16 protein-coding genes are annotated in these 16,336 nt (G+C 61.4%); 12 read left to right on the top strand and 4 right to left on the bottom strand.

The genetic code is table 11. The annotated features are described in order from the left end of the window. Nucleotides 1-12 precede the first annotated feature (12 nt). The 4 genes from AC2A6O_RS23665 to AC2A6O_RS23680 are packed head-to-tail and all read left to right on the top strand — an operon-like array spanning nucleotide 13 to nucleotide 3,858. On the top strand, nucleotides 13-906 hold the full coding sequence (locus AC2A6O_RS23665) for a carbohydrate ABC transporter permease (protein WP_498930778.1): 894 nt from the start codon (nucleotides 13-15) through the stop codon (nucleotides 904-906). Next, a complete protein-coding gene (locus AC2A6O_RS23670; RefSeq protein ID WP_498930780.1) occupies nucleotides 903-1,742 on the top strand; it encodes a carbohydrate ABC transporter permease in 840 nt (279 codons plus the stop codon). Before AC2A6O_RS23665 ends, AC2A6O_RS23670 begins: the two co-directional genes overlap by 4 nt. 23 nt (nucleotides 1,743-1,765) lie before the next feature. Further along, a complete protein-coding gene (locus AC2A6O_RS23675; protein WP_148581987.1) occupies nucleotides 1,766-2,908 on the top strand; it encodes an ABC transporter ATP-binding protein in 1,143 nt (380 codons plus the stop codon). Next, on the top strand, nucleotides 2,905-3,858 hold the full coding sequence (locus tag AC2A6O_RS23680; protein ID WP_498930782.1) for a glucokinase: 954 nt from the start codon (nucleotides 2,905-2,907) through the stop codon (nucleotides 3,856-3,858). Before AC2A6O_RS23675 ends, AC2A6O_RS23680 begins: the two co-directional genes overlap by 4 nt. Nucleotides 3,859-3,878: 20 nt before the next feature. Here the strand turns inward: AC2A6O_RS23680 and pcaQ are convergent, their stop codons facing one another. Continuing rightward, the gene (pcaQ, locus tag AC2A6O_RS23685; RefSeq protein ID WP_498930783.1) at nucleotides 3,879-4,799 is read right to left on the bottom strand and encodes a pca operon transcription factor PcaQ; all 921 of its coding nucleotides are present in this window, start codon (nucleotides 4,797-4,799) and stop codon (nucleotides 3,879-3,881) included. Between the two features lie 92 nt (nucleotides 4,800-4,891). Here pcaQ and pobA point away from each other — a divergent pair, with 92 nt between their 5' ends. From pobA to maiA, 8 genes are all read left to right on the top strand, one after another. Further along, entirely contained in the window at nucleotides 4,892-6,061 is a 1,170-nt protein-coding gene (gene pobA, locus AC2A6O_RS23690; protein ID WP_498930785.1) for a 4-hydroxybenzoate 3-monooxygenase, read from the top strand. Then, complete coding sequence (pcaD, locus tag AC2A6O_RS23695; RefSeq protein ID WP_498930787.1) at nucleotides 6,061-6,852, top strand: 3-oxoadipate enol-lactonase; 792 nt, start codon at nucleotides 6,061-6,063, stop codon at nucleotides 6,850-6,852. Before pobA ends, pcaD begins: the two co-directional genes overlap by 1 nt. After that, nucleotides 6,845-7,249, top strand: a complete 405-nt coding sequence (gene pcaC / locus AC2A6O_RS23700; RefSeq protein WP_498930789.1) for a 4-carboxymuconolactone decarboxylase — start codon at nucleotides 6,845-6,847, stop codon at nucleotides 7,247-7,249. Before pcaD ends, pcaC begins: the two co-directional genes overlap by 8 nt. A gap of 13 nt (nucleotides 7,250-7,262) precedes the next feature. Beyond that, nucleotides 7,263-7,991: a protocatechuate 3,4-dioxygenase subunit beta gene (gene pcaH, locus AC2A6O_RS23705; protein WP_498930791.1), complete on the top strand. Its 729-nt coding sequence runs from the start codon at nucleotides 7,263-7,265 to the stop codon at nucleotides 7,989-7,991. A gap of 2 nt (nucleotides 7,992-7,993) precedes the next feature. Next, nucleotides 7,994-8,614, top strand: a complete 621-nt coding sequence (gene pcaG, locus AC2A6O_RS23710; protein ID WP_022999300.1) for a protocatechuate 3,4-dioxygenase subunit alpha — start codon at nucleotides 7,994-7,996, stop codon at nucleotides 8,612-8,614. A gap of 198 nt (nucleotides 8,615-8,812) precedes the next feature. Further along, nucleotides 8,813-9,649 (top strand): 3-oxoadipate:acetyl-CoA acetyltransferase, encoded by an 837-nt coding sequence (locus tag AC2A6O_RS23715; RefSeq protein WP_498930793.1) that lies wholly within the window; start codon nucleotides 8,813-8,815, stop codon nucleotides 9,647-9,649. 54 nt (nucleotides 9,650-9,703) lie between these two features. After that, entirely contained in the window at nucleotides 9,704-11,017 is a 1,314-nt protein-coding gene (locus AC2A6O_RS23720; RefSeq protein ID WP_498930794.1) for a lyase family protein, read from the top strand. Nucleotides 11,018-11,226: 209 nt separating this feature from the next. Continuing rightward, nucleotides 11,227-11,871, top strand: coding sequence for a maleylacetoacetate isomerase (maiA, locus tag AC2A6O_RS23725; protein WP_498930796.1), 645 nt, complete (start codon nucleotides 11,227-11,229; stop codon nucleotides 11,869-11,871). A 31-nt stretch (nucleotides 11,872-11,902) separates the two neighbouring features. On the opposite strand, the gene AC2A6O_RS23730 is transcribed toward maiA, so the two are convergent. From AC2A6O_RS23730 to AC2A6O_RS23740, 3 genes are all read right to left on the bottom strand, one after another. Further along, complete coding sequence (locus tag AC2A6O_RS23730; protein WP_498930798.1) at nucleotides 11,903-13,684, bottom strand: ABC transporter ATP-binding protein; 1,782 nt, start codon at nucleotides 13,682-13,684, stop codon at nucleotides 11,903-11,905. Between the two features lie 66 nt (nucleotides 13,685-13,750). Next, nucleotides 13,751-14,701: an acetamidase/formamidase family protein gene (locus AC2A6O_RS23735; protein WP_498930800.1), complete on the bottom strand. Its 951-nt coding sequence runs from the start codon at nucleotides 14,699-14,701 to the stop codon at nucleotides 13,751-13,753. Beyond that, nucleotides 14,691-16,319 carry an ABC transporter substrate-binding protein gene (locus AC2A6O_RS23740; RefSeq protein ID WP_148581972.1) on the bottom strand — a complete coding sequence of 543 codons (1,629 nt, stop codon included), beginning with the start codon at nucleotides 16,317-16,319 and terminating at the stop codon, nucleotides 14,691-14,693. Before AC2A6O_RS23740 ends, AC2A6O_RS23735 begins: the two co-directional genes overlap by 11 nt. Nucleotides 16,320-16,336 lie beyond the last annotated feature (17 nt).

Below are 16,336 nucleotides of genomic sequence, written 5' to 3' on the forward strand. Positions count from 1 at the left end.
AGGAGACTGACCATGCTTGGCCGACGCCAGAAACGTGAAAAATGGATCCTTCTGGCGCCGGCCCTTGCCGTACTCGCGCTGATCACACTGATACCGCTGGCCAATACGCTGTGGCTCAGCTTCACCGACACGCGCATTTCAGCACTGCCGGAGCCGGTGCATTTCATCGGCCTGGAAAACTACGTCTACGCGCTTACCGATCCCGATTTTCAGGATGCCCTCTTCCGGACGCTCTATTTCACCATCGTTTCGGTGGGGCTGGAAGGTGTACTCGGCATCGCCGTTGCCGTGCTGCTCAATCAGGAATTTCGCGGCCGGACGCTGTTGCGGGCGCTCATCATTCTGCCCTGGGCGGTGCCGACGATCGTCAACGCCGTTGCCTGGCGGCTGATCTATCATCCTGACTACGGCGCGCTGAACTCGCTGCTGTTTCAGCTCGGCATTATTTCAGACTACCGGAGTTGGATCGGCGATCCGGCAACGGCGATGAACATGGTGGTTCTGGCCGATGTCTGGAAAAACTTCCCGCTGGTGGCCTATGTCGCCCTGGCAGCCCTTCAGACCGTGCCGGAGGATCTCAGCAAGGCGGCCGCCATCGAAGGCGCCGGGCCCTGGAAGCGCTTCTGCTCGATCACCCTGCCCTGGATCGCGGGTCCGCTGATGGTGGTGATGGTGCTGCGAACCATCGAGGCTTTCCGCGTCTTCGACATCATTTACGTAATGACCGGCGGTGGCCCGGCGGACAGCACCAAGACCGCGAGCTTTTACGTCTACCAGGAATATTTCAACTACCTGAGAAGCGGCAGCGGTGCGTCCTATGCGGTGCTTGTCGCCGGCATAAGTGCCGTGCTGATCGTCTTTTATTATTCCGCGACCAAGCGGCAGACGGCGGGAGGCGCGGCATGAAACGCTCGCTCGTTCAATCCATCCTGCTTTACGGCTGCGCCCTGCTGCTGGCCGCCTTCACCGCAGGACCGCTGCTCTGGCTTGCCGTCATGAGCATCAGCGCGCCGACGGACCTGACCGAAGTTCCTCTGCGCTGGATCCCCTCGCAAGTCGACTTCAGCCGCTATGCCAACCTTTTGAGCCTGGAAGGCGGCAATGGCGAACGGTTCCTGATGGCGCTGCGCAACTCGCTCCTGACAGCGGGCGGAGCCACGGCAGCCGCACTTCTGCTGGCGATTCCCGCTGCCTATGCGTTTTCCAGGCGGCAGGCGTCTATCGTGCTGCTGTTTGCCTTCCTGGCAACGATCATGATGCCGCCGATCACCTATGTGCTGCCGCTCTATTCAACCTTCAGCAGCCTGGGCCTGCTGAACCACACCGTGACGCTGATCATCGTCTACACGGCCATGCTGCTGCCCTTCGCCACCTGGCTGATGAAGGCCAATATCGACGTTCTGCCGGTGGAAGTGGAACAGGCCGCCTTCATGGAGGGGGCGGGAACCGCCTATACAATCCGGCAAGTGGTGCTGCCGCTGGCCCTGCCGGCCATTGCCGCCACCGCGATGCTGTCCTTCCTGGTGGCCTGGGACGAGTTCTTCTACGCCCTGATTTTCACCAACGACCTCAGCGCGAAAACGCTTCCCGTGGCGATTGCGGATTTCTCTGCCGGGCGCGTGACCGATTACGGCGTCATCGCCTCGGTTGGCGTTCTGGCGACACTCCCGCCGGCCATTCTCGCCATCGCTTTCCAGAAATTCATCGTCTCCGGGCTCGTCGCCGGATCCGTCAAGGGCTGACTCAAGCAGGAGACTGAAAAGGAATGAACGCTGCAATGACGCAAGATCCCATCCTCAAAATCAGCAGCCTGCAGAAGAGATATGGCGACGTCGATGTCCTCAAGGACATCAATCTCTCCATGATGCCCGGTGAGTTTCTTGTTCTCGTCGGGCCGTCCGGCTGCGGAAAATCGACGCTGCTGAGCTGCATTTCCGGCCTGACCGACATTTCCTCCGGCACCATTCACATTGCCGGCAAGGACCGCACCAACGATGAACCCGCCGACCGGGACATCGCCATGGTGTTTCAGTCCTATGCCCTGTTTCCCAACATGAGCGTTGAACGCAATATCGGCTTCGGCCTTGAAGTGCGAAAGGTGAATGAGGCGGAGAAGAAACGGAAGGTGGCCGAGGTCGCGGATCTTCTGAAAATCGAGCACCTGCTGCATCGCCGCCCGGCGGAGCTTTCCGGCGGACAGCGCCAGCGCGTTGCCATGGGACGGGCCCTGGTACGTGAACCGAAGCTGTTTCTGTTCGACGAACCGCTGTCCAATCTCGATGCCAAGCTGCGCGTGACCATGCGCACGGAAATCAAGCGCATCCACCAGACGACGGGCGCTTCCATCGTCTATGTCACCCATGACCAGATCGAGGCCATGACGCTGGCCAGCCGGATCGTGGTGATGAAGGACGGCGTGGTGCAACAGATCGGTACGCCGCAGGAGATCTACAACACGCCGGTGAATGCCTTTGTCGCCGACTTCATGGGCGCGCCCTCCATGAACCTGATGACAGGCACGGCAACCCGCGAAGGCGATCATGTCCGGCTGCAGATCCCGACACCGGAAGGTCCACCGCTGGAACTGTTCGACCATGGCCGGGGACCTGAAAACCTGGCTGCCGGCGGTACGGCAGAGCTCATCATCGGCCTGCGTCCGGAAGCCATGACGGATCTCGGCATGCGGGCCAGCGGCATCGACGGGCGCACCCTGCAAAGCGCCGAATGCCTTCTGGATGTGGTCGAACCGGCCGGTGCCGACACCTATGCGGTCGTTCAGCTCGGGGGGACGGAAGCCATTGCGCGGTTGTCCGCTGATGCGCCGGTTGACGCCGGTCAGCGTGTGCCCATTGCCTTCGATCTATCCAAGATTTCCTATTTCGACATTGTTTCGGGTAACCGCTTATGAGCATTCAACGAGGCCTTGCCGCCGATATCGGCGGCACCAACACACGGCTGGCACTGGTGGAGAACGGCCGGGTTCTGGAAGACACGATCGCGCGGTTCCGCAACGCGGATTTTGAAACGCCGGAAGCGGCCATCGGCCGCTATCTGTCGGAGGCTGGAAGGCCGACCTGCGCGTCCGCCGTCATCGCCATCGCGGCCCCCATCGACGGCCCCGCCATCCGCATGACCAACCATCCCTGGACATTCCGTGCCGAATGCATAGGCAAGGTTCTGGGCGGGGCAAACATTACCTTTCTGAACGATTTCGAAGCCCTGGCCTATTCGCTGGACGCGGTTCCTGCCGAACGGCTCCAGCCCGTTCATCAGCCCGATGTGAAGCTGCGCAGCAATGCGACACGGCTGGTTGTCGGGGCCGGAACCGGTTTCAATGCAGCCGCACTGTTTCACACACCCACCGGTCTTCATGTGGGCACCGGAGAATGCGGCCACGCGACACTGCCGGTCGAAACCGAAGACGAACTGCGTCTCTGGAATTATCTGGCTCTCAACCGCGGGCGTGCCTCCGTCGAACGGGCGCTGTCGGGCAGCGGCCTCAAGGAAATACACGAGTGGTATTGTCTGGAGCAGGGCCTGTCACCGCGAGACCTCTCGCCCGCCGAGATTGCCGAGCGGGCAAATTCCGGGACCGATCCGCTTTGCGTTGCCGCCGCCCGGCAATGGGTGACCTTTCTTGGCCGGGTCATCGGCGACCTGTCGCTGATGTTTCTCTCCCTCGGCGGCATCGTGCTGACAGGCGGCGTCACAAGAAGCCTGGCAAGATTTCTGGCGGAACCGGAATTCATCAACGCCTTTTGCGCGAAGGGCCGTCAGCAGAAGCTGGTTTCCGGCATTCCGGTTCATCTGCTTGATGACGATTTCGCCGCCTTGGCGGGGTGTGCGGCACGGATGTAGGGCGCTGCGGCGGCTTTCCCTCAGGAACTCAACCCCAGCTCCTCGATCACAGACTGTACCGCCAGCCGGAAAACCTGTTCCTCGGCTCCCGGCTGGGTGTCTGGACGCGTCATCAGGCCGACGGGGCCCTTTGTCATGTCGGTGTCGAACGGCAGACGGACCAGGTGGCCGTCGGCGGTTTCGTTCTGCACGACGCCGGACGAAATGATCCACACCGCGTCAGTCCGGCGGGTATAGACCCGGCCGAAGGCGCCGGAAACGGTCTCGATCTTGTTCGGTATCTCGCCGACGCCGTTGGCAATCATGAAACGCTCGACCAGCGGGCGGATCGCCGCGCCCTCAGGCGGATAGAGCACCGGCCAGTCGACAATGCTTTTGATGTCCGGGTTTTCGAGAAGCGGATGGCCGGTCCGGACGATCACGTCGACCCGTTCGGAATAAAGCTGGGTGAAGGAAACGCCTTCCATGGAAACCGGTCTGCCGAGACGGCCGATCACCAGATCGAGCTTGCCCATCTTCAGCCGGTCAATCAGATAAGCGTGTGGCCCATCCATGATCTGGATCATGACATGGGGGGCCAGTTCCGAAAATTCCTTGATCACCGGCGGCATGAAGCTGGCCGCGACACTGGGCAGAACGCCGACCTTCAGGGTGGCGCGAGCGTGTTCGCCCTCCTTCTCAACCCCGTCCAGCCCCTGTTGCAGGCTTGCCAGCGATATCTGGGCAAAATGCAGGAACACCTTGCCCTGCTTGGTCAGCGCGATGCCGGCCCGGTTTCGCGTCATCAGACTGGCACCGATGATGTCTTCCAGTTCCTTGAGCGTTTTGGAGATCGCCGGCTGCGTCAGGTTCAACTTGTCGGCGGCCAGTTTCAGGCTGCGCTCCCGGGCAATCTCGACGAAACACTGGATATGCCGGAACTTGATGCGACGGTCGATCATTTAGTTTCTCTTTTTGGAAAGAAAGAAGCTGAATATCTCATTTTACTTCACTATTTCGTTCATTCAATATCCCTTTAACAAGGGAGGTTCGGATGCGAACTCAGGTTGTCATTGTCGGCGGTGGACCGTCCGGCCTGCTGCTCGGGCAGCTTCTTCATCTGAAGGGCATCGAGACCATCATTCTCGAACGCAAGACACGCGAATATGTGCTTGGCCGCATCAGGGCCGGCATTCTGGAAACGGGCCTCGTCAACATGATGCGCGAGGCCGGTGTGGCCGAGAGGATGGACAAGGAATGCTTCGTCCATGACGGCACCTGCATCTCCTATGAAAACGAGATGTTCGCCATCAACTTCCAGAAGCTGATCGGCCAGAACGTCGTCGTCTACGGGCAGACGGAAGTCACGCGCGATCTCTATGACGCGCGCGATGCGGTTGGCGGGCAGACGATCTTCGAGGTCGAAGGGGTCGAGATCCGGGACGCGGACACGGACGCGCCCTATGTCACCTTCACCGTGGACGGCAGCGCGCGGCGGATCGACTGTGATTTCGTGGCCGGCTGCGACGGCTTTCATGGCGTCAGCCGCAAGACCATTCCGGACACCGTGCGCAAGGACTACGAGAAGGTGTTTCCCTTCGGCTGGCTGGGCGTTCTCTCCGAGACGCCGCCGGTGCACGAGGAACTCATCTATGCCAACTCCACACGCGGCTTCGCGCTTTGCTCGATGCGCAACGAGAACCTGTCGCGCTACTATGTCCAGTGCGATGTCAGCGACGACATCTTCGAATGGACCGACGAGAAGTTCTGGGACGAACTGAAACGCCGCGTGCCCGAAGCCATTGCCGACAAGCTGGTGACCGGACCTTCCATCGAGAAATCCATTGCCCCGCTGCGGTCCTTCGTCAGCGAGCCAATGCGCTGGGGACGCCTGTTCCTGTGCGGTGATGCGGCCCATATCGTGCCGCCGACAGGCGCCAAGGGTCTCAACACCGCCGCGTCCGACGTGCATTATCTCTATGAGGGGCTGGTGCACTACTATCAGGACAAGGACAGCCACGGCATCGACACCTATTCGGAAAAGGCCCTGGCACGAATCTGGAAAGCTGAGCGCTTCAGCTGGGCGACCACCAACATGCTGCACAGGTTCCCGGGTCAGTCCGACTTCGACCTCAAGATGCAGCGGGCGGAAATCGAGTCGCTGCACCACAATGAAATTGCGCAGAAGTGGTTTGCGCAGAACTATGTGGGGCTACCCTACTGATGAAGATCGCGAGCTTGCCTGGAGCCGACATTCACTGGCGCGAAGATGGCGATCCTGACGGCACGCCCGTCGTCTTTGCCAATTCGCTCGGCACGGATTTGCGGCTCTGGGACAATGTCATCGACCTTCTGCCAGAGACTGGCCTGCGGCTGATCCGTTTCGACAAACGCGGCCACGGCCTGTCGTCCTGCCCGCGCGGTCCTTACTCCATGGACGCTCTCGCCAGCGACGCGGAACATCTGCTCGATCATCTTGAAATCGGGTCCTGCATGTTCGTCGGGCTTTCCATCGGTGGCATGATCGGCCAGCTTCTGGCGCACCGACAGCCGAAACGCATCAAGGGCCTGGTGCTCTCCAACACCGGCGCGAAGATGGGCGAAGCCGTCATGTGGCAGGACCGCATTTCAAAGATCCGCGCGGGCGGTATCGAGTGCCTTGCCGATGCGATTCTGGATCGCTGGTTTTCGGCAGATTTTCGCCACACGGCCGACTGTCTGGCCTGGCGTCACATGCTGGTCCGCACGCCGGTCGAAGGTTACCTCGGCTGCTGCGAGGCGATTGCCGGCACGGATCTGACGGACAGCACGTCAGAGCTCCGCCTGCCCGTACTGGGTATCGGCGGCAGCGAGGACCTTGCCAGCCCGCCCGCCATGGTGCGCGGCACGGCGGACCTGGTGCCGGGCAGCCGGTATGTCGAAATTTCCGGTGTGGGGCACCTGCCCTGCGTCGAAAAGCCGGATGTCTTTACCGGCCATCTCATGACTTTTCTGAAGGAGGACCTCCATGTCTGAGCGTTTTGAAACCGGCATGAAGGTCAGGCGGTCGGTGCTTGGCGATGAACATGTCGACCGGGCGGAAGCCGCCAAGACACCATTTGACGAACCGTTTCAGAGCCTGATCACCGAGGGGGCCTGGGGCACTGTGTGGGCGTCGGAGGGGATCAGCCAACGGGAGCGTTCGATGCTGACACTCGCGCTGCTGGCGGCGCTCGGCAATTTTGAGGAAATTGCCATGCACATCCGCGCCACCGCCCGCACCGGCGCCAGCAAGCAGGACGTGCTCGAGGCGTTTCAGCATGTGGCGGTCTATGCCGGCGTGCCGCGTGCCAACCAGGCGCTGAAGATCGCCAAGGAAACCTACGCCGAAATGGAACGCAGCGGCCAGAAGCTGACCGCGACAGGCGGTTAACGGAGGAAAATCGATGTTGAAACCCGGACCTTTCTACCAGCGGGACCGCGAGTGGCATCCGCCTGCGCACACGCCGAACTACAAGACCAGCGTGTCCCGTTCGCCGCAATATTCGATGATCAGCCTGGAAAACAACGTCAGCGAGATCACCGGGCCGACCTTCGGCCACAACGACATCGACCCGCTCGACAAGGATCTGATCTACAATTATGCCAAGTCGGGTGAAAGCGCGATTGGCGAGCGGATCATCCTGCATGGCCGGGTGCTGGACGAAAACGCAAAGCCGATCCCGAACACTCTGGTCGAGATCTGGCAGGCCAATGCAGGCGGGCGCTACCGGCACAAGAAGGACACCTATCTTGCGCCCATCGACCCGAATTTCGGTGGCTGCGGCCGCACCCTGACCGACGAGAACGGCTACTATTATTTCCGCACGGTGAAACCGGGCGCCTATCCCTGGCGCAACTGGGTAAACAACTGGCGGCCGGCGCATATTCACATGTCGATCTTCGGCACCGCCTTCTGCCAGCGCCTGATCACCCAATGCTATTTCGAGGGCGATCCGCTGATCGCCAAATGCCCGATCGTGAACACCATTCCCGATCCGGCAGCGATTGAGCAGCTTGTCGCCAAGCTCGACCTCAACGCCACCATTCCGCTCGACACGATCGCCTACAAGTTCGACATCGTCCTGCGCGGACGCCGCTCGACCCTGTTCGAAAACCGGCCGGAGGGGAACTGATCATGACGCAGCAACTCGACTATCTTAAGGAAACGCCTTCCCAGACGGCCGGACCTTACGTTCATATCGGTCTTGCTCCCGGCGCCGCCGGTTTCGACATCTACCGGCAGGAACTGGGCTGGGACATTGCCGGACCCAACGCCAAGGGCGAACGCATCCGCGTCGAGGGTGTCGTCATCGACGGCATGGGCTCGCCGATCAAGGACGTGATGCTGGAAACCTGGCAGGCCAACAGCGAGGGCATTTACGCCCATCCCGAACATGCCGGTGACGTCGAAGACGGATTTCGCGGCTGGGGCCGGGTCATCACCGATTTCGACACCGGCGAATGGGGGTTCGACACCGTAAAGCCCGGCCCGGTGAAGCTGCCGGACGGCAAGGTTTCCGCGCCTCACATCAGCCTCTGGATCGTCGCACGCGGGATCAACGTCGGCCTTCAGACGCGCCTTTACTTCGAGGACGAGGCCGAAGCCAACGCCGCCGACCCGGTCATCAACCTGATCGAATGGGAAAAGCGTCGCCAGACCTTGATCGCCCGCAAGACCGAGCGTGACGGCAAGACGGTCTACCGTTTCGAGGTCAAGCTGCAAGGCCCGGACGAAACGGTGTTCTTCGATATTTGAGAAGGCACAAAACAACTCCTCCTCATCCTGAGGAGCTTGGTCACACCAAGCGTCTCGAGAGATGGGCGGCACATTCCGAGTATGTGGCCCATCCTTCGAGACAGCGCTGAAGCGCTTCCTCAGGATGAGGGGGAGCAAAGCAACAGTCGCCGTGCTCTTTGCACGGACGACACTGGCGAAACCGGAACGGCGTGAAACATGTCCAAACCCTGCATCATCTGTGTCGCGATCACCGGTTCGCTGCCGAAGAAGGAAAACAACCCGGCGGTACCGATCACCATCTCGGAGCAGGTGGAAAGCACGCAGGCAGCCTTCGAGGCCGGTGCAAGCATCGTCCACGCCCATGTGCGCAACGACGATGAAACGCCGTCCTCCGATCCGGAGAAGTTCGCTAGGCTGAAGGAAGGGCTGGAAAAACACTGCCCCGGCATGATCATCCAGTTTTCCACTGGCGGGCGTTCAGGCGCCGGCAGGGAACGGGGCGGCATGATTGCCCTGAAGCCCGACATGGCGTCGCTTTCGGTCGGCTCCAACAATTTCCCAACCCGGGTCTATGAGAACCCGCCGGATCTGGTCGACTGGCTCGCCAGCGAGATGCGCGCCCATCACGTGAAACCGGAGATCGAGGCGTTCGACCTGAGCCACATTCATCAGGCGGCCGCGATGAACCGGGACGGACGTATTCCCGGCAAGCTCTATGTGCAGTTCGTCATGGGCGTGAAGAACGCCATGCCGGTCGACAGGGATGTTTTCGACTATTACATCAAAACCGTTGAACGGCTGGCACCGGACGCGGAATGGTGTGCCGCCGGCATCGGGCAACATCAACTCACGCTCAACGAGTGGTGTATTTCTGCAGGCGGTCATACCCGCACCGGCCTGGAGGACAACATCCGCCTTGACCGGGACACCCTTGCTCCTTCCAATGCGGCGCTTGTGAAACGGGCGGCGGATCTTTGCGAGACATACGAACGCCCCGTCGCTACCTGGCAGCAGGCGCGCGAGATCCTGGGACTGCCGCTGAAGGCGGCTTGACCCGCCTTTCCACTTGGCTCTCAATAAGGGCCCATCCAGAGACCCAGCCGAGCCATGCCTCTTTCTCTCTTTTCCAGCCAGATCCACGCCAGCCTCTTTGCCGACGGCGAGTTGACCCGGTTACTCGATGATCGCAGCGACGTCGCGCATATGATTGCCTTCGAGCGTGCCCTGGCCACCGTGCAGGGGAGTCTGGAGATCATTCCGGCGCAGGCCGCTCAGGAGATCTCGGAAAAGCTAGCCGACATTCAGATTGACCCCGCCAGCCTTGCGGCGGGCACACGATCCGCCGGTGTGCCTGTTCCGGCGCTTGTCGCGGAACTGCGCAAGCAGCTTGGGGCCGACGCAGGGGCGTGGCTGCACTGGGGGGCGACCAGCCAGGATGTCATCGACACGGCGATGGTTCTGCAGGCGAAAGTGGCACTCGAAATCCTGGGCGCGCGGCTGGAAAAGCTGATCAACACGCTGGAACGGCAGAGTGAACGCCATGCGGGGCAACTCATGGCGGGCCGCACCCGCAGCCAGGTGTCGACACCGATCACTCTCGGCTACCGGATCGCGCAATGGGCCCATCCGCTGATCGACGCGGAAAATGCGCTGCCCGCGCTCCGAACTGCCGTCTTACGCGTCCAGTTCGGCGGTGCATCGGGCATCAACAGTGCAATCGCTCCGGACGGAACCGCCGTCTCGGCAGCCCTTGCAAGGGAGCTCGGCCTTGAGGACAGCCCGTCGTGGCACGTCAACCGGACCCCGGTTCTGGCGCTTGCCGGCTGGCTGCAACAGGTTACCTCGGCCCTTGCCAAGATGGCGGGAGACCTGGCGCTTTCCGGACGCACGGACATTGCGGAGCTTTCCAGCGGCACCGGCGGCGGGTCATCGACCATGCCGCAAAAGGCCAACCCGGTGCAGGCTGAGACCATCCAGGTGCTCAACACCATTGCCATTGCCGCACAGGCCGGACTAGCCGCTGCCGCCAGCCCACTGGAGGAGCGCGACGGCACCGCCTGGCCTCTGGAGTGGCATTTCCTGCCGCAGATGCTCCTGGCTGCCGGTGCTGCGCTGGTTCACGCAGAAGATCTAGCCACCAGCCTGCAGGCGAATGAGATCAAACTGGCTTCTACGTTGGAGTCGAACCCAGAAATCACGGCCGAGACCGCCAGTTTCGTTCTCGCCCGCAACGGCGTCTCCCGCGCTGAAGCAAAGGATCTTGTCGCAGCCGCAGCAAAGGACAGTGCCCCCTTTGCCGAAGCCCTCGCAAAGATTGCCCCTGTCGGTCTGGATTGGCAGAAGGAGCTGGATCCTCAACACGTTGTTGCGCCGGCAAAAGACATGTCGGACCGGATCTTTCAAACCCGCCGCAAAGACTGAACGAGGCTGCGGGTCCTGAAGGCGGCGGTGAGGATAAAGACAGACGAAGGTCATCGATGAAGGTGGATCGGCGCTGCGTTTAGCTGAGGGCGCAACCGCTTTCGCCAGCTTCTCAATAATCGGCTCATGAAGCCATTTGGCACAGATGGACTTGCCAATTCAGGGCCAAATAAGTGTATCAATGCACACTGCGTTGCTGGGAGAGATTCGTGGCGAAAGATATTGTTTTATATGACTACTGGCGGTCTTCGGCGAGCTATCGCGTTCGCATCGCGCTCAATCTGCTGAAGCTCGAGGCCGAGTACCGGCCGGTGAACCTTTTGACCCGGGCCCAACTGAAAGACGACTATCTCGCTCTCAACCCTCAGGGCCTGCTGCCGGCGCTGATTGTCGACGGCAAGACGCTGACGCAGTCGCTGGCCATCATCGAATATCTGCACGCGACCACGCCCGGTTCCACCTTGATGCCGGAAGACGTCGACGGCCAGTACAAGGTGCGCCAGCTCTCCTATGCGATTGCCATGGAAATCCACCCGGTCTGCAATCTCGGCATTGTCAGCCACGTGGCGGAACTGACCGGTGGTGGCGATGATGCCAAGAAAGCCTGGATGCAACGCTTCATCGGCAAGGGCCTTGCCGCCTTCGAGAACCTTCTGGAAGACAACGGCCCGTTCTGCCACGGCGAAACGCCGACCATGGCCGACTGCTGCCTTGCGCCTCAGCTGTATAATGCCAACCGCTGGGGTGTGGATGTGTCCGGTTTTCCGAAGATCCTGCGCGCCGCTGCGGCCGCAGAGGCACTGGACGCGTTCAAAGACGCCCACCCGGACGCCATCGGCGCACCACCAGCCTGATCTGAGTTGATCTGGCCTGATCTGTTCCGGTTCAGGACGCGGCGACCAGATGCCGGTCGCCGACATCCAGATAGCGCACTCGCTCGACCGATTGCCCGAGCGGCAGAACCGGTGAAGGGATCTCCCCCGTCGGCACGTCGAAAATGGTGCGCCGGCGCTTGGGGTCGGGGATCGGCACCGCCTTCAGCAGCCGCTTGGTATAGTCGTGCTGCGGGTTTTCGAACACCTGCCGGCGCGTGCCCATTTCCACGATCTGGCCGAGATACATGACCGCGATGCGGTGCGAGACCTGCTCGACCACCGCCATATCGTGGGAAATGAACAGATAGGAGAGCCCCAACTCCTCCTGAAGTTGCTGGAGAAGATCCAGAACACGGGCCTGAACCGACACATCGAGCGCCGAAACACTTTCATCCGCGACGATGACCTTGGGTGAAAGCGCCAGGGCGCGGGCAATGCAGATACGTTGGCGCTGACCGCCGGAAAATTCGTGCGGATGCCGAGTGAGCATGTCTGCCGGCAGGCCGACCCGCTCGAACAGCGACACCACCGTGTCCTTCAACTCCCTGCCGCGCGCCAGACCGTGAATCACCAGAGGTTCTCCTACGATATCGCCAACGGTCATGCGTGGATCGAGCGAGGCATAGGGATCCTGAAAGATCATCTGCATGTCGCGCCTGCGGCGCTGCTGTTCTTGCGCGCTGCCGAGACCGACGTGATGTCCGGCAATCCGGATGGCTCCTTCCCAGGGCACCAGGTTCATCAGGGCCTTGCCGATGGTGGATTTGCCGCAGCCGCTTTCTCCCACAAGGCCGAGCGTTTCGCCCGGAGCCAGCGTGAAGGAAACACCTTCGACCGCATGAACGCGGGAGGTCACCCGATTGAGCAAACCGCCATGCAGATCGAAGCGGACGACAAGGTCTTCCACCTCGAGAACCGGCGCTTCGGGCTGACCGGTTGTCCGGGCCGCACTGTCGACACCGGTCATGGCGCCAAGCTTTGGCACGGCATCCAGGAGGTGCTGCGTGTAACTGTCCGAAGGACGTTCAAACACGTCCGAAACCGTGCCGCGTTCCACGATATTGCCGTGGTTCATGACAATCACCCGGTCTGCCATTTCGGCAACGACGCCCATGTCGTGGGTGATCATGATGACGGCCGTGCCGAAATCGCGCTGCAGGTCACGGATGAGCTGCAGGATCTGCGCCTGGATCGTCACGTCGAGCGCGGTCGTCGGTTCGTCGGCGATCAGCACCTTCGGATTGCAGGCCAGCGCCATGGCAATCATCACCCGCTGGCGCATGCCACCGGAAAGCTCGTGCGGGTATTGTTTCAACCGTCGTGCCGGTTCCGACAGGCGCACCGATTCCAGCATGGCCAGCGCGCGCTTGTTGGCTTCGTTTCCGCTGACGTCCTGATGCGCCAGGATCGCTTCGCGCAATTGTCGGCCAACCGTCAGCACGGGATTGAGCGAAGTCATCGGCTCCTGAAAGATCATCGCGATGTCGCCGCCGCGAATGCGGCGCATGGCATCCTCGGGGAGTTTGGTCAGGTCCTTGCCCTGAAACAGCACTTCGCCGCCGGACACCCGGGCCATCGGCTCGGGCAGAAGCCCCATGATGGAAAGAGCGGTGATCGACTTCCCGGAGCCGGATTCGCCCGCGATACAGAGGGTTTCGCCGCGCTTCAGGTCAAACGACAGGCCCTTGACCACGGTCTTTCGCCCGGACGGCGTTGCGACATCCGTGCGCAGGTTCCTGACGGAAAGAACGACGTCTTCGGCAACGGTTTCGTGGTCTGGCTGGCGGGACATCCGGACGTCCTGGTCTTTCTTGAACTCTGGAAAACGGGCGGCGGCGCTGACCGCCGCCCGACTGCATTACTGGAGAACGACTTTCGGGAAGTAGAACGAGACCACCCAGTTGGGCATGTCCACGATTTCCGAAATCCTGAGATCACCGCAGACCGAGCACAGCATGTAGGCATCGACCGCGCTGTAGCCGTGACGGGCACACAGGAGATCGATCATGTTGGACACGGCCGCCTGAGCACCCTCGAACAGATCGGTGCCGATACCGGTGGTGACCTCGTAGCCCATCTCGTCAAGATGGCGGGTCACCGGGCCCGGGGTTTCGAACCGCGGCATGCTGAGATTGGCCCCCTTGATCAGATCCAGTTCTACCACCGTGTTCATCGGGCTTTCGATAGCGGTTCCGCAGACCTCGCCATCGCCCTGCGCCGCATGGGTGTCGCCGATGGAGAACAGGGCTCCGGCAACTTCCACCGGCAGGTAGAGCGTCGTTCCGGCGGCAAGGTCGCGAATGTCCAGGTTGCCACCGACCCGCCGGGGCGGAACGATGGAATGAAGACCCGCTTCCGCCGGCGCGACACCGATGGTGCCGGCAAACGGCTTCAGCGGCACCTTGCCGAACGGAGCAAAGGCCGACGTGCCCAGCTTGTCCTTGTCATAGGACCAGACATGCAGGGCCGGGTCCTTGAACTGATCCGCCAAAAGGCCGAAGCCCGGAATGTTGGCGGTCCAGCCGAAACCGGACGGCTTGAACTCGTGGATCTTGACCACCAGTGCGTCGCCCGGCTCGGCCCCATCCACATAGATGGGGCCGTTGACCGGATTGATCTTGCCGAAATCCAGCGTCGAGACATCCTCGACAGTGCTTTCGGGCGTCAACTGCCCGGCTGAACTGTCGAGACATTCGAATTCCAGCACCGTGCCCGGTGCCACCGTTTCGGCCGGGGTATTGGAATTGTCCCAACCGAAATGGTGTTGTGCCGCGTGGATCGTGTATGCGGCCTTGCAGTTACTGCACATCTTTCGCCCAAACGTAGTCGTAGTTGACGGGAATGTGGACCGGATCGACGAAGATGGCGTCAGGGCCACCCAGCCGCTCGGACCGCATCGTGAAACGCTGCTCGTGGAAGACCGGCGCCCAGGCCGCATCGTCCATTACCGAAATGAAGATCTTGCGCCAGGCTTCCTCGCGCTCGGCCTTCTGTGCCGGATCGGTCATGCTATCAGCAGCCGTTGCCTGCTTGTCCAGCTCTTCGTTGCAGTACCAGGACCAGTTCCAGCCACCCTTGACCGCGCCGGCACAGCCCAGGATCGGGCCGTAGAAGTTGGACGGATCCGGGAAATCGGCGATCCAGGCCATGCCGCCGGACCAGATCATCGGTGCCTGATCGGGTTCGCCGCCGGCTGCAATCACATTGGCCTGGGCCAGTGCCTTGATGTCGGCCTTGATGCCGATTGCGGCAAGGTCGGCCTGGATGGACTGGGCGATGCGCGGGTTCGGGTCGGTGTTGTAGACATAGAGTTCGGTCTCGAACCCATCGGGGAACCCGGCCTCGGCCAGAAGCGCCTTGGCGGCTTCCGGATCGTAGGGATAGCCGGTGTACTCGTCGTCATATCCCGGCATGCTCGGCGGCAGCGGCTGGTTGGCCGGCACGGCGCGCCCGTTGATGATGCGCACGACGCGATCCTTGTTGATCGCCATGTTGACGGCCTTGCGCACTTCCAGCTTGTCGAAAGGCGGCATCTTCACGTTCATGGTGACATAGCCGGTGTGCAACTGCCCGCCTTCGATGATCAGGTCCTTGTATTGCGGGTCCTTGGTCACTTCCAGGAACTTCGCCGGCGGAATGCCGTCGCCCGGAATGTCGGCTTCGCCGCGCTGCAGACGCAGAAGCGCAACCACGGGCTCCTGCCCGACCTCGAAGGTGATTTCGTCGAGCTTGGGCACGCCTGCGCGCCAGTAATCCTCGTTGCGCTTGAACACCAGACGCTGGCCAAGTGTCCATTCATCCAGCGAGAATGCGCCGGTGCCAACCGGATGCTTGCCGAAGTCGGCACCCCATTCTTCCACGGCCTCTTTCGGCACGATGGACGAGAAGTTGATGGCCATCACGTGCAGGAAGGTCGCGTCCGGGCGGGACAGCTCGATCTTGACCGTGTAGGGATCAACGACAGTGACGCCTTCCAGGCTGGTGGCATCTCCGGCCGCTACGGCATCATATCCCTTGATGGAGCCGAAGAAGCCCGCGCCCGGGCTCTGGGTGGCCGGGTTGGTGACACGGTCGAGCGAGTATTTCACGTCTTCCGCGGTCATTTCACGGCCATTGTGAAACTTGACGCCCTCGCGCAGCTTGAAGGTGAAAACCGTGCCGTCGTCGGAAATCGTATAGTCCTCGGCAAGGTCCTTCATCAGGTTGGTGGTGCCGGGCTCATAATCCATCAGGCCGTCGAACAGGCTCTTGATCATCGACCAGTTCTGCCAGTCGTAGCCGATGGCCGGGTCAAGCGTGGAGACGTCGTCCTTGTAGGTGACGATCATCGATCCGCCTTGCTTGATATCGTCCGCCAGAGCGGATGCCGATGTCAGGGCGGTGGCGGCAAGAAGGGCGGCAACCCCTGCCAATACTGTCTTCTTCATAGTCCAACCTCCGGTTC

The sequence above is a fragment of the Labrenzia sp. ATLA3 genome (genome assembly GCF_057180185.1).

Bases quoted from the DNA above. Each gene is read 5' to 3' on its own strand.
- AC2A6O_RS23665 (WP_498930778.1), top strand. From the start codon at position 13: ATGCTTGGCCGACGCCAGAAACGTGAAAAATGGATCCTTCTGGCGCCG.
- AC2A6O_RS23670 (WP_498930780.1), top strand. From the start codon at position 903: ATGAAACGCTCGCTCGTTCAATCCATCCTGCTTTACGGCTGCGCCCTG.
- AC2A6O_RS23675 (WP_148581987.1), top strand. From the start codon at position 1,766: ATGAACGCTGCAATGACGCAAGATCCCATCCTCAAAATCAGCAGCCTG.
- AC2A6O_RS23680 (WP_498930782.1), top strand. From the start codon at position 2,905: ATGAGCATTCAACGAGGCCTTGCCGCCGATATCGGCGGCACCAACACA.
- pcaQ (WP_498930783.1), bottom strand. From the start codon at position 4,799: ATGATCGACCGTCGCATCAAGTTCCGGCATATCCAGTGTTTCGTCGAG.
- pobA (WP_498930785.1), top strand. From the start codon at position 4,892: ATGCGAACTCAGGTTGTCATTGTCGGCGGTGGACCGTCCGGCCTGCTG.
- pcaD (WP_498930787.1), top strand. From the start codon at position 6,061: ATGAAGATCGCGAGCTTGCCTGGAGCCGACATTCACTGGCGCGAAGAT.
- pcaC (WP_498930789.1), top strand. From the start codon at position 6,845: ATGTCTGAGCGTTTTGAAACCGGCATGAAGGTCAGGCGGTCGGTGCTT.
- pcaH (WP_498930791.1), top strand. From the start codon at position 7,263: ATGTTGAAACCCGGACCTTTCTACCAGCGGGACCGCGAGTGGCATCCG.
- pcaG (WP_022999300.1), top strand. From the start codon at position 7,994: ATGACGCAGCAACTCGACTATCTTAAGGAAACGCCTTCCCAGACGGCC.
- AC2A6O_RS23715 (WP_498930793.1), top strand. From the start codon at position 8,813: ATGTCCAAACCCTGCATCATCTGTGTCGCGATCACCGGTTCGCTGCCG.
- AC2A6O_RS23720 (WP_498930794.1), top strand. From the start codon at position 9,704: ATGCCTCTTTCTCTCTTTTCCAGCCAGATCCACGCCAGCCTCTTTGCC.
- AC2A6O_RS23730 (WP_498930798.1), bottom strand. From the start codon at position 13,684: ATGTCCCGCCAGCCAGACCACGAAACCGTTGCCGAAGACGTCGTTCTT.
- AC2A6O_RS23735 (WP_498930800.1), bottom strand. From the start codon at position 14,701: ATGTGCAGTAACTGCAAGGCCGCATACACGATCCACGCGGCACAACAC.
- AC2A6O_RS23740 (WP_148581972.1), bottom strand. From the start codon at position 16,319: ATGAAGAAGACAGTATTGGCAGGGGTTGCCGCCCTTCTTGCCGCCACC.